The sequence below is a fragment of the Streptomyces sp. 6N223 genome (assembly GCF_052246635.1).
In the GTDB taxonomy this organism is placed as follows: Bacteria; Actinomycetota; Actinomycetes; order Streptomycetales; family Streptomycetaceae; genus Streptomyces.
This window is the reverse complement of the sequence record NZ_JBQQCA010000005.1, coordinates 182,009-194,369: the sequence shown is the minus strand read 5'-3', so window position 1 is coordinate 194,369 and position 12,361 is coordinate 182,009. Positions and strand designations below refer to the sequence as shown.

The window sequence follows — 12,361 nt, the reverse complement described above, 5'->3', positions numbered from 1 at the left end:
GTACTTGAAGATCACGATGTGCGTCAGCGGCACCGCCATCAGCAGATACAACGTCCAATGACGCGCGAAGCTCCGCCGCGCCCTCCGGCGCATGGTCTCCTTCGACACGGCACCCCGTTTGCGGCGCCCGGCCGGAACCCGTGCCGGCCTTGCCGCGCTTTCTATAGACATCCTCACGCTCCGCAGTCTCGCCAGCGGGATGCCACTCGTCCCGAGTCGGCCACGCCGGAGCGAGGGGTGTCGGGAACGGGACCGCCCCTGGTGTAGTTCTTGAAGGCGATCACGTTGTTGGCCATCGGGATGTACTTGAACACGGCGAAGTACACCAGCGACGGAACCATGAACAGGTACAACTGCCAATGCTGGCGGAAGCTCTTCTTTGCGCCTGCCCAGCCGCGCTCGGTTCTGCGCGACCGGATCGTTTCTCGCGCCGGTCTCGCCGCCACCGGCGTCACCATCGTGACTCCGCCCCGGGCAGCGACAGACCTGCCCTCAACGATCCGGCGCGGCGCGTGGCGCGTTCCCAACCGGTCGACCTCATCGTCGGGCACCAGCCAATCTCCGCTGTTCACTGACGGCGTCACCATAAAAGTCAGATCAATCAGTGTCAACAGTCTGTGCGAGCCCCCGACGACACGCCGACCGCGGGGACGCGACGCACGGCTCCGCCGGCCGCTACGGACACGCCTGCACAGCGCTCGTCCGCACGTCCCGGCCCTGAGGCAGCAGTGCGATCCGGCTTCCGCCCGCACGGTGAAGCATCTCGGACGGGGTCTCCGATCACGCTCCGTAGGTCAGACCTTTACTCTCACCGACGTGGGACGCCAGGCAGCCTGGACCGCCGGTGCCCGCCATCCTCCTGAAGGGATCAAGCCACTCGACGTGCAGGGACATCGAGCGCGGCGCGAGGGCCGGGAACCGCCCCACCGCCAGGAGGGCAGGACCGCCGTGGTGCGGGATCACGCCGAACACGGCAACCAGGGCGTCAGTTGAGGCGCCATCGCAGCGCAAACATCTAATCTTCTTGACGGAGGCGACCGGCGAGAGCGACGACCCATCGCACTCCTGGCGACCGCGCCGAGCCCGTGCGTCCACGGTCAGGCGCCCAGGGCCACCACCTTGGAGGGGACCACTGATTGTTGACGCATTGAGAAGGTCGTCCCTACACTGCGGTAGTCATCTGATCTTTTAGCACATCAGGCGAAAGGTCGGCCCATGCCGCAGATCACCGCCGTGACCGTTGAGGACGTCCGTTTCCCGACGTCGCTCACCGGCGACGGATCGGACGCCATGAACAAGGACGGCGACCATTCCGCGGCCTACGTCGTCCTGCACACCGACGGCTCCGACCCCACGGGTGCCCCACTCGCGGGCCACGGTCTGACCTTCACCATCGGCAGGGGCAACGACATCGTGGCCGCCGCGGCCGTCCAGCAGGCCCAGCAGCTCATCGGCCGGGATGTCGACGCGATGGCGGCGGACATGGGCGCCGTCTACCGCTCTCTCATGTCGGACTCGCAGTTGCGCTGGCTGGGCCCGGAGAAGGGCGTCGTCCACCTCTCGGTCGCGGCCGTACTGAACGCTTCGTGGGACCTGGTCGCCCGCCACGCGAACCTACCGCTGTGGCGGCTGCTCACCGACATGACCCCGGAGCAGCTGGTCGACGTCGCCGACCTCCGTTATCTCTCCGACGTGCTGACGCGCGACGAGGCGCTGGAGATCCTCCGGAGCAAGGAGAGCACGAAGGCCGACCGGGTGGCCGACCTCGCACGCACCGGGTTCCCGGTCTACACCACCTCGGCGGGCTGGCTCGGCTACGACGACGACAAGCTGCGCCGGCTGTGCCACGAGGCGGTCGACGCCGGGTACGGCCACCTCAAGCTCAAGGTCGGCGCCAACCTGGACGACGACATTCGCCGCTGTGCCATCGCGCGCGAGATCATCGGGCCCGATCGCAGGCTCATGATCGACGCGAACCAGGTGTGGGACGTCGGGCATGCGATCGACTGGGTGCGCGCCCTGGCGCGGTTCGAGCCGCTGTGGATCGAGGAGCCGACCGGTCCCGACGACATTCTGGGCCACGCGGCCATCCGGCGCGCGGTGGCACCCATCGGCGTCGCGACCGGCGAACACTGCCACAACCGGGTGATGTTCAAGCAACTGTTCCAGGCCGATGCGATCGACTACTGCCAGCTCGACACCGGCAGGCTGGCGAGCATCAACGAGATCGTCGCGGTGCTGCTCCTCGCCGCCAAGTTCGGTGTCCCGGTCTGCCCACACGCCGGCGGCGTCGGTCTGTGCGAGATGGTCCAGCACGTCTCGGTGCTCGACTACGTCGCCGTCTCCGGCGACCTGACCAACCGCGTCACCGAGTTCGTCGACCACCTGCACGAGCACTTCACCGACCCCTGCGTGGTGCGCGACGCCGGTGCGGGCACGGCCTACGTCCTTCCGGCCAAGCCTGGCTACTCCACTCAGATGTATCCGGCCTCGGTCGAGGAGTTCCGATTTCCCGGCGGCCGCTACTGGGCATCTGTGCCGGCACGAACACTGCCCGGACAGCCGGCGGTTGCTGCCGGTGCCGCTGCCGCCGGGAACTAGGACCATACTCCAGTCATGTCTCGCACCGAAGAAGTCGTCGACGGCATCAAGCGGATGATCCTCGATGGCCGGCTCCGCCCCGGCGACCGCCTGCCGATCGAGAAGGAACTCGCCGAAACCCTGGGCGTCTCACGCGGCCCGCTGCGCGAGGGCGTCTCCGCGCTGTCCATCCTGGGTATCCTCAACACCCGCCAGGGCGACGGGACGTACGTCACCAACCTCGACGTGACGCGGCTGCTGGCACCGATGGGATTCGTCGTCGACGTCCAGGGCAACGGCACCGCCACCAACTCCCATGCCGTGCGCCGGGTCCTCGAATGCGAAGCGGCACGGCTGGCCGCCACCAGGATCACCGACGAGGCGCTCCGCGAGGCGGGAGAACTGCTCGACGAAGCGGCCCAGGTCGTCGGCCGGGCACCTCAGGAGCACGAGCGGCTCATCGAGATCGACATCGCGTTCCATCGCATCATCGCCGCGCACAGCGACAATCCGGTCCTCGCCGGGCTGGTCGAGGCGTTCGCCGGCCGCACGGTGCGTGGCCGGCTCTGGCGCAGCCTCCACGAGGTGGGCGCCGACCTGCGCACGCACGAGGAGCACGTGGCGATCCTCAATGCCCTCCGGACGCACGACTCCGAGACGGCGCGCATCCGGATGGCCAACCACCTGGTCGGCGTCGAGGAATCCCTGCGCGATCTGCCCGACGACGACGAGTCCACGGCCGCGCCGGAGCCGGCCGACGACTGACTCCGGGCCGGGCCGGGCACGGGGCCGGCGTTCGGCTCCCGCGCCGAACGCCGACCCCCCAACACCCACAGCGCGTCATCGATCGTCGAGGAGAACAGCCTCCGGGCGATCGACGGTGCTCGTGACCGGGACGGACCGGCCTTCGGCCGCGGCGGTCAGCACCGCCTCCATCACCTCGAGGACATGAAAGCCGAGTACGCCCTGGGCCCGGCCCGCCGACGGATCACCGGCGAACGCACCCGACCAGAAGAGGTCGGCCAGACCGTAGCCGCGGCCGGCCCGCCGGTACCCCGCCGAGACGGGCAGCACCTTCCAGCCCGAACCCGTGTCCAGTTCGACGTCGCCGCTGAACAGGTTCGGGTCCGGCACGGTCAGCGAACCATCCGTCCCGTGCACCTCGATGTTGGCGGCATGGGTGGACAGCGCGTCGAAGCTCATCAGCAGGGTCGATATCGCACCCGAGGCGTGCGTCAGCGCTCCGGTCACGTGTGTGGGGGTGGTCACGGGTATCCGCTCGCCCGCCCGCGGCCCCGACCCGATGACACGTTCGCTCCGGATGGCGCTGGCGGCGCCGACGACGCTCACGACCGGCCCGAGCAGTGTCACCAGCGACGTCAGATAGTAGGGCCCCATGTCGAGGAGGGGGCCGCCGCCTGGCTGGTAGTAGAAGTCCGGCGACGGGTGCCAGCGCTCATGACCCGGTGTCACCATCGTGGCCGTGGCGCTGAGCGGCGTCCCGATCATGCCCTCGTCGATGGCCGCGCGGGCGGTCTGAACACCGGTGCCGAGGACGGTGTCGGGCGCGCTGCCGAGGATGACGCCGGCGGCGGACGCGGCCTCCAGCATCACGCGGCCCTGCTCCACCGTGGCGGCCAGCGGTTTCTCGACGTAGACGGCCTTGCCCGCCTCCATCGCCGCCAGTGACGTCTCGGCGTGGGCCGCGGGAATGGTGAGGTTCAGCACGGCGTCGATGTCATCGCGTCGCAGCATCTCCTCGACGGTCACCGCCCGCGCGCCGTACTCGTCGGCCGCCGCGGCGGCGCGGCTGCCGTCGAGATCGGCGACGGCGACGAGCTCGAGATCGTCGAGCCGGGCGATCGTCTCCAGGTACTGCCGGCTGATGACGCCGGCGCCGACGAGCCCGATTCTCAGCGGCTGGCCCATAGCATTCCCCGTTCGATGATCGTCCGGACATTCGGGTTCTCGAGGATCTCGACTCGATGACCCGGCGTGCTCACGAAGATGCGTCCCGCACCCCAGTTGCGGGTCCACACGGCCGGACAGGTGTGCGGCTGGTGCCACGGATCCCACGGGCGCGCCGGCAGCGTCGTCGTCGCCAGGACATCGAGCAACCCGTCGCTCAGAACCCAGTACTGCTCGGTGACGAGGTCGAAGCTGTCGAGCCCGGCGGTGATGGGGTGATCGGCCGCCGCGGGCAGCATCTCGATCCGATGCGGTATGTAGTAGTCGGACTGCTCGCCGGTCCGTTCGTCCGGGTGCTTGCCCGGGTGGTTGGCGAACTGGGCCCCCATCATGTGCAGATACGCGTCGCTCGCCCGGTACGAATCGATGATGCCACCGTGCCAGCCAGCGAAGCCGGTGCCGGCCTCGATCGCCGCGCTCAGTCCACGGGCCTGTTCTTGTTCGATCGTCGACATGGTCATGCACTGCACGACCAGGTCGACGGCTGCCATACGGTCCGCGTCCGCGTAGATCGCCGGTGAGTCGAAGATCTCCCATGCGAAGCCGTTACGGGCCAGGTGAGGCAGAAACAGCTCAGTGGCCGCCTCGGGCTGATGTCCGTCCCAGCCGCCGCGAACGATAATTGCCTGTTTGCTCATGCAGAGGTACATCCCTCGGTGTGTTCTGTGCCGCGATGGGCGTTACGTGAAAGTGGGGGTCGCGGGCGGTCGCCGGTCATCACGCGAGCTGAACCCGTACCTCCTCGCCGTGGTATCCGACCTGGACGGACCCCCCGGCGTCGCTTCGCCACCCGTGCCCGGGGCGGACGAGCCTCGCGTGGAGGGTCCGGGTGGCCGGGCCGCCAGGACGGGATCCTTGCGGCGCGCCGATCACCAGCGTGCGCTGCGCATCGATCCAGCGCAACGTGGTGCGGCTGTACTCGCCGATCTCGTAACCCCAGCCGTCGCCGTCGTCCTCGTAGAGACCGAACGTGCCGTCGGCCCCCGGGAACACCAGGACGTCGAGATCGCCATCCGGACGAGCGAGGGGCAGGATCGTCCCCGCCCTCGCGTACACGGGAATCGTCTCGAGCCGGGCCGGAGCTTCGACTCGTACGCCGCCGTCCTGGAGGTCACCGGTCCATGCGTCGATCCACGCGGTGCCCGCGGGCAGGTACACCGACCGAGTCGTCCCGGCGCTGGAACCGACGCCCTGGGGCCGGGTGACGGGACAGACCATCAGCGACGGTCCCAGGAGGAACTGGTCGTCGACGCGCAGGGCACCAGGATCGTGCGCGAAGTCGAAGGCGAGCGCTCGCATCATCGTCGACGACTCGAGATACACGGCGCCCGCGACCGCGTACAGATAGGGCACCAGCGCCTTACGCAACTCGATGAAGCGTACGAGCGTGTCGTAGACGACCTCGCCCGGCTTGCCGAGGTGCCAGATCTCGCGAGGAGTGTCGCTGCCGTGGACTCGGAACATCGGGAGGAAGCAGCCGTACTGGAACCAGCGGAGGAAGAGCTCCCGGTAGGCGGGATCGTCGACGCCGTCGGGGAATTCGCCGCGGGCGAACCAGGCCTGGCCGGGCTTGACGAAGAAGCCGCCGACATCGCAGGTCCAGTAGGGAAGCCCTGAGGCGGTGAAGTTGAGCCCCTCGGCGACCTGCCGGGAGAGCGTGTCCCAGGAGGCCGAGATGTCGCCGGACCAGGCGAACGTGCCGTAGCGCTGCTGGCCGGGATAGGCCGAGCGCGTGAGGTTCAGCATCCGGCTGGAGGAGCCCGAGGCGCGGTGGCCGTCCCAGATGCCACGGGCATGCGCCAGGGAGTAGGCGTTCGCCCTGCGGGGCCCGAGGTAGCGTTCGGCGGCGCCGACGTTGATCGCGCGCTGCTCCTCGGGACCGGGCCTGTCGGCACCCTGCCAGTCGGCCTCGAACGGTTCGGAGCAGTCGCACCATAGGGCATCGATCCCGTGCGTGAGCAGGCCTGTGCGTATCTGTTCCCAGAAGAGGGTCCGCGCCTCGGGGTCGAACGCGTCGTAGGTGCGGCCGTCGCCGAGCAGCTTGCCGGCCGCTCGCAGCTCCGCGTGGTCGGCACCGCCGTCCTCCAGGTGCGGCCAGACCGAGATCATGACCTTGGTCCCGAGCTCGTGCAGCTCGCGGCACATTCCTTGCGGGTCGGGAAAGCGATGCGCGTCGAATGACTTCTGACCCCATTGCCCGTCCGGCCAGTGCTGCCAGTCGACGACGATGCACTCCGCCGGAAGCCCGAGTTCCGCGTAGCGGCGCGCGACCGACAGCACCTGCTCCTGCGTCTCGTAGCGCTCCTTGGACTGGACGAAGCCGAACGCCCAGCGCGGTGGGATGGCCGCCGCGCCGGTGAGGTGGCGGTAACCGGCGATGGCATCGTCCATGGTGTCGCCGGCGATGACGAAGTAGTCGGTCTCGTCGACGCAGTCGGCCCGCAGGGTGGTGCCCGAGACGTCATCGTCGAAGCTCATCGCCGAGTAGCAGTGCCACAGCAGCCCCCAGGCGCGCGACGAGAGGAGGAAGGGAACCGGGACCTTCAGATTGTGCTGGTAGAGGTCGAGGTGGCGGCCCCGGCGGTCGAGGACGCCGTCCTCATGTTGACCGAGGCCGTACAGGGCCTGATCTCCGGAGACGGTGAGGGCGAGCCGGGCCTGGAATCCGTCCCCGTCCGCCCTCGGTTCCATGTCGCCTCCGGCCGCACCCTGCTCGGCGAACAGCAGTTCGCCGCGGCTGTTGCGATACGAGAGACCGCCGGTCGAGCGGTCGACGTGCAGCGCCAGCGTTCCATCGGACAGGACAAGCTCCTGCTCCGACTCCTGTGCGCTGAAGCGCACGGCGTGCCGAGAGCGTCCCGGATCGAGCATGGGCCCGTCGTCGAACGACGGGACGCCGCTGCCCTTCCACCGTGCGCCGACCCGCACGACCCCCTTCGCTTCCCACGACACCCGGACCACGGTCGCGCCGCGATGGATCAGCACGCCTCCCTCGTGGTTCGCCCACGAGAGGTCACCTTCGACCGCGCGGCGCGGAACGACACTCTCCATGCGTTGGCTCCCTACGTGAACGCGCCAGCCACGTCCCATCGAGCTCCGCCGAGTGGCGGAGCCCTGTCTCCAGGAGCCGCCCTCGTCACGTGACACTCGAACGAGTCAGCGCCCGTGTCATGAGATGAATGTATAGTCCCACCACCCACTCATGTCCAGAGGTTCCATATGCGCACCGATCTGAACTGGAGATTCATCAGACCTACGACCGGCAGGCAGGGGCAGTCGGCCTGAGCGGTGGCCCTCAGAGGCGCCAGGTGCTGAGGGAGTCGGAGAGTTCGGCGGCGCCCGCGACCACCTGACGCATGATGTCCTCGCCGCGCTTCTCGTCGATCCGGAACTGAGGGCCGGCCACGCTGACCGCGGCCAGCACCTTGCCCGCGACCACGATCGGCGCGGCCACCGCCCACACTCCCTCGTCCACCTCGCTCTCGCTCCTGGCCCAGCCGTGGTCCGTGATGCCCGGCAGCTCGGACAGCACCGTCTCGCGCTCCGCCTCCGGCGGAGGCGGGCGCAGCCGGCCGAAATAGCCCCGCGCCCACACCTCCCCCATCGCCGCGAGCAGCACCTTCGGCCCGGCGCCTCGGTGCAGGCTCATGATGTGCCCCGGCTCGAAGGAGAGCCGGACCGTGTGCTCCGGCTGGCTCATCTCCGCGCAGGTCGCGAAGTCACCGACCCGCCGGATCACCAGCGCGGCCTCTCCCGTGGATCGCGAGAGCCGCTCCACCAGCGGGCGCACCAGCGTTGACACCGGGAACGTCTGCTCGGCGCTGCGTGCCAGCAGGAGCATGCGAGGCGAGAGCACATAGCCGCCCCGGCCGCTCTCCTCGACCATGTCCATCTCCCGCAACAGGGAGAGGAAACGGTAGGCGGACGGCGTCGAGATGCCGACGGAACGGGCGATCTCCTCGACGCTCAGTTCCGCGCTTTTTCCGGTGAAGAGGAGGAGGACCTTCAGCACCCGCCGGGCGCTGTCCACTCCGGGAGTCCGTTCCCGCCCTTCGCTCACCTTGTACTGCCCTTCCTCGCGAATGGTGACCGGCGGCGCATCAGGCGGAGTACGTGCCGACGAGCCGGTTCTGCTCGATGATGTGCTCGCCGTATGCGGCGAGGAAGTCCTCCCGCGTCGGCTCGCCCGAGACGGCGGTGTCGAGGGCGTATGCCCAGAGATAGTAGTGGTGCGTTCCGTGGCCCGAGGGCGGCTGGGGACCCGTCCACGCCTTCTCGCCAAGGGAGTTGGGGCCCTCGCGGAAGGAGCCGGCGGCCATGGGCGACACGCTCGCGGCGGTCGCGGCGGGCTCGATGCCGTAGACCACCCAGTGGGTGAAGCCGTGCGGCAGCGGCGCGTCGGGATCGTGGACGATGAGAGCCAGTTCGACCGTTCCCTCCGGAACACCGCTGATATCGATCTCCGGCGCGGCATTGCCGTGGTCCGCGGCGTGCAGGTCCGGGATGCGTTCGCCCGGACCGAACGCGCGGGCGCGGACGGACAGATCCTTGATGTTCAGGGGCATGGAGGTTTCCTCTCAGGTATTCCGGGTCCGGAGGCTCGGAGGGGTTCGGCGGTTTTCGGAACAGTCGCTCAGGACGGGTGGCCCCGCACCGCCACCCGGTCGAGCATGCGGTGGATCTCCCGGGCCACGGCCACCGGGTCTTCCTCCGGCACGTAGTGGTCCAGGTGGGGCAGCCGCACGGCACGAACGTCCGGCCGCAGCTCCCGGGTGGCTTCGAAGGCGCGGGGCGACACGATCCGGCTGTGCTCCCCGCGGATCAGCGTGACCGGCACCCCGATGTCGCGGGTCTCGGCGTCGAAGTCGCGGCGCAGGCCCTCGACGGTCAGCAGCATGGCGCGCGGCTCCGCCAGCGGTCGCCACCCGTCCTCCGCCGGCCGGTAGCCGTAGCGCAGGCGGCGCCGGACGGCCGCGGCGGGCAGCAGCGGATACCGCTCACGCAGGTAGCACTCCACTTCCCGCGGGGAGGAGAAGGCGCGGTTCCCGGCGCGGACCCGGTCGTGCAGCGCGTCCAGCACCTCGGGTTCGGTGAACGGCGTGTAGTCCACCGCCACCACACCGGCCACCAGGTCGGGGTGCCGGGCTCCGAGCGCCACCGCGTTGCGGGCGCCGAGCGAGTGGCCGGCCACCACGGCCGGGCCGGCGCCGCGCTCCCGCAGCAGCGCGGCGATGTCGGCGGCGTACTCCTCGGCGCCGTAGCCCGCCCCGGGCGGCCGGTCGCTGCGGCCGTGGCCGCGCTGGTCCACGGCGAGGGTCCGTACGCCGGGGCCCAGCCGGGAGACCACCTCGTCCCATACGCCGAGCGTGGCGGTGGTGCCGTGCAGCAGCACCACCGCGGGCCGGGCGCCGGCCGGCCCCCGGTCGCGGACACACAGCCCCGTCCCACCGGCGTGCACGAACTCCACGCCGGTGATGGGCGGGATGTGGGGGATGGAGGGGTCGCGGCTCATCGCGGCGTTCAGACCGGGTCGATCGCGGACAGCGCCTTGCGCACCTTCACCAGGCCGCGCACGATCTGGGCGCGCTTCGCGGCGACGTCGCCCTCTCCGTAGGGGTAGAGGCCGTCGCCGGTCTTCATGCCGAGCTTGCCCTGCGAGGTGAGGTCGGTGACCAGGGAGGAGATGCCCGTCTCGGTGGACAGTTCGCGGTTGAGGTAGCTGCCGACGGCCTCGTAGATGTCGAGACCCGCCATGTCGAGCAGGCGCATCGGGCCGATGACCGCGAGCTTGTAGCCGATGCCCCACTTCACGCACGTGTCCAGGTCCTTCTGGGAGGCGACGCCCTGTTCGGCCAGGGACAGGCACTCGCGCAGCACGGCGTACAGCACCCGGTTCTCGATGAAGCCGGGCACCTCCTGCTCGCGCACCGCCTCGAACCCGAAGGACTCGACGATGGTGACGAGGCGTTCCTCGATGTCGGGGGAGGTGTCGCGGCCCTTGACCACCTCGATCATGGGGATCAGGTGCGGCGGGTTGGACCAGTGCATCCCGATGAAGCGGCCGGGGTGTGCGAGGGCCACCGCCATGTCCGAGATGGGGATGCCGGAGGTGTTGGTGGCGATGATCACGTCGTCGCGTACCGCCGCCTCGATCTGCGCCAGGACGGTCTTCTTGAGGCTCAGCTTCTCCGGGATCGCCTCGATGACGAAGTCGGCTCCCTCCAGGGACTTGGCGAGGTCGGCCTCGAGGACGACCGAGCCGCCGGGGGTCACCGGCACGTCCAGCTCGTCGAGGTGGGTGACGACGGCGGCGCAGGTGGCTTCGGCGCGGGTCAGCGCCTCCTGGCTGACGTCGTTGAGCCGGACCTGTGACCCGTAGCGGGCGAGCAGGGCGGCGATGCCGGGGCCCATGCTTCCGGCGCCGATGACCGCGCTGGTCTGCGGGATGCTCATGCTGATGACTCCTTGCGGTCGAGCTTGCGGTTGAAGTACATCCAGTAGTTGTCGCGGGCCCGGTCGGGGTGGATGCGCCGGTTCTTCTCGACGCTCTCCTCCCGGTCCGGCACGTCGTACGGCAGGCCCGAGCCGGCGAGCGCGAGCTGGAACTTCGCCGACCACTCCAGGAAGATCCCGGCCAGGGTGGCGTCCTTGACGGTCCGTCCGACGAAGGAGACGCCGTGGTGGGCCAGGAGGACCGCTTCGGCGGCGCCGAGTACGCGCGCGACGTCCCGGCCCAGTTCGGGGGTGGTGATGATGTGGCTGGTGGAGTCGAAGCGAGGGACGCCGTGCTCGGCGAACCACACGCCGTGGTTGTGCACGGGCGTGAGCTCGGCGTTGCCGGCGCCGAAGACGGTGGCGTGGAAGGGGTGGGAGTGGCCGACGACGTTCACGTCCGGGCGGGCGCGCATGATCTCGGCGTGCAGCGGCCATTCGAGGTGGCGCAGGCCCTGGCCCTCAAGGACGGTGCCGTCGAAGTCGATGAGGATGAAGTCGCCGCCCCGCACCTCTTCCAGGCCGAGGTTGCCGCGTTTGAGCCACAGTCCGCGGCCGTGCGGGTCGCGGTAGGAGAGGTGGCCCATCGACATGTCGCCCTGCCCCTCCATCTCCAGGATGCGGTGGGCGCGGGCAACGCGGTCCAGCACGTTGGCGATCGAGTCGTCCTGCTCGTACAGGCCGGACATGGGAAGCCTTTCTCTTCGGGTCGGGGTCAGGCGCGTGCCGAGGCGCGGGCCTCTGCCACGCTCAGGCCGCCGACGCGGTGGTGCACCCGGCCGCCGGTGGCCACGGCGGCGCAGATGAGCAGCTCGTCGGGGCGGGGCGCGTCGGGGACGGAGACGGTGACCGCGTCGTAGTGCGAGCGCACGTACAGCTCGTCCTTGTACGCGAGCGGGAGGTCCAGGCTGGCGCCGGCCGCGGCGGACTTGGTCGCGGAGCTGATCCAGGCGGCACCGCCGCCCACCGCGTCGCGCAGGGCGTTGCCGAAGACCGTGGTGACGCAGGCGACCACGTGCTCCTGCTCGCCGGCAAGCCCGGCGATCCCGCCCTTTCCGTAGCTCTGCACCTCGCGCCCGCCCAGCAGCGCGACGGCCCGGAGTCCGAGCGCCGTGCCCAGGGCGGCGCTGGGCGCGGTGAGGCCGGACAGGTCCTGGGCCCAGTGGCCGGCGAAGGGGTTCTTGATCACGACGCCGCTCACGGCCTTCACCAGCGGCACCGAAGCCTCCGGCCCGTTCTCGTGCCAGATCTCCTCCACCAGCCCCACCCAGCGGCGGACCCGGTAGTGTTCGAGCACCGACTGCTCGGCTGACATGCTGCT

At 69.7% G+C, this 12,361-nt stretch carries 12 protein-coding genes; 2 read left to right on the top strand and 10 right to left on the bottom strand.

Annotation, left to right across the window (positions count from 1 at the left end):
• Nucleotides 1-173: 173 nt before the first annotated feature.
• Complete coding sequence (locus ACTWQH_RS06230) at nucleotides 174-572, bottom strand: hypothetical protein (protein WP_443285323.1); 399 nt, start codon at nucleotides 570-572, stop codon at nucleotides 174-176.
• A gap of 643 nt (nucleotides 573-1,215) precedes the next feature.
• On the opposite strand from ACTWQH_RS06230, the gene ACTWQH_RS06225 reads away from it, so the two are divergent.
• Both ACTWQH_RS06225 and ACTWQH_RS06220 read left to right on the top strand, forming a co-directional pair.
• Nucleotides 1,216-2,601 (top strand): enolase C-terminal domain-like protein, encoded by a 1,386-nt coding sequence (locus ACTWQH_RS06225; protein ID WP_443285322.1) that lies wholly within the window; start codon nucleotides 1,216-1,218, stop codon nucleotides 2,599-2,601.
• Nucleotides 2,602-2,616: 15 nt separating this feature from the next.
• On the top strand, nucleotides 2,617-3,345 hold the full coding sequence (locus ACTWQH_RS06220; protein ID WP_443285321.1) for a FadR/GntR family transcriptional regulator: 729 nt from the start codon (nucleotides 2,617-2,619) through the stop codon (nucleotides 3,343-3,345).
• Between the two features lie 75 nt (nucleotides 3,346-3,420).
• Here ACTWQH_RS06220 and ACTWQH_RS06215 read toward each other — a convergent pair whose 3' ends face one another.
• The 9 genes from ACTWQH_RS06215 to ACTWQH_RS06175 all read right to left on the bottom strand — a co-directional run bounded on the left by ACTWQH_RS06215 (nucleotide 3,421) and on the right by ACTWQH_RS06175 (nucleotide 12,355).
• A complete protein-coding gene (locus ACTWQH_RS06215; protein WP_443285320.1) occupies nucleotides 3,421-4,509 on the bottom strand; it encodes a Gfo/Idh/MocA family protein in 1,089 nt (362 codons plus the stop codon).
• A complete protein-coding gene (locus ACTWQH_RS06210; protein WP_443285319.1) occupies nucleotides 4,494-5,186 on the bottom strand; it encodes a ThuA domain-containing protein in 693 nt (230 codons plus the stop codon). Before ACTWQH_RS06210 ends, ACTWQH_RS06215 begins: the two co-directional genes overlap by 16 nt.
• Nucleotides 5,187-5,265: 79 nt before the next feature.
• A complete protein-coding gene (locus ACTWQH_RS06205; RefSeq protein ID WP_443285318.1) occupies nucleotides 5,266-7,599 on the bottom strand; it encodes a glycoside hydrolase family 31 protein in 2,334 nt (777 codons plus the stop codon).
• 244 nt (nucleotides 7,600-7,843) lie between these two features.
• Nucleotides 7,844-8,578: an IclR family transcriptional regulator gene (locus ACTWQH_RS06200; RefSeq protein WP_443285317.1), complete on the bottom strand. Its 735-nt coding sequence runs from the start codon at nucleotides 8,576-8,578 to the stop codon at nucleotides 7,844-7,846.
• Between the two features lie 70 nt (nucleotides 8,579-8,648).
• A complete protein-coding gene (locus ACTWQH_RS06195; protein WP_443285316.1) occupies nucleotides 8,649-9,113 on the bottom strand; it encodes a YbhB/YbcL family Raf kinase inhibitor-like protein in 465 nt (154 codons plus the stop codon).
• A gap of 68 nt (nucleotides 9,114-9,181) precedes the next feature.
• Nucleotides 9,182-10,060 carry an alpha/beta fold hydrolase gene (locus ACTWQH_RS06190; RefSeq protein ID WP_443285315.1) on the bottom strand — a complete coding sequence of 293 codons (879 nt, stop codon included), beginning with the start codon at nucleotides 10,058-10,060 and terminating at the stop codon, nucleotides 9,182-9,184.
• A gap of 8 nt (nucleotides 10,061-10,068) precedes the next feature.
• On the bottom strand, nucleotides 10,069-11,001 hold the full coding sequence (locus tag ACTWQH_RS06185) for a 3-hydroxyacyl-CoA dehydrogenase NAD-binding domain-containing protein (RefSeq protein WP_443285314.1): 933 nt from the start codon (nucleotides 10,999-11,001) through the stop codon (nucleotides 10,069-10,071).
• Nucleotides 10,998-11,729 (bottom strand): class II aldolase/adducin family protein, encoded by a 732-nt coding sequence (locus ACTWQH_RS06180; protein WP_443285313.1) that lies wholly within the window; start codon nucleotides 11,727-11,729, stop codon nucleotides 10,998-11,000. Before ACTWQH_RS06180 ends, ACTWQH_RS06185 begins: the two co-directional genes overlap by 4 nt.
• A gap of 26 nt (nucleotides 11,730-11,755) precedes the next feature.
• A complete protein-coding gene (locus ACTWQH_RS06175; protein WP_443285312.1) occupies nucleotides 11,756-12,355 on the bottom strand; it encodes an amino acid synthesis family protein in 600 nt (199 codons plus the stop codon).
• Nucleotides 12,356-12,361 lie beyond the last annotated feature (6 nt).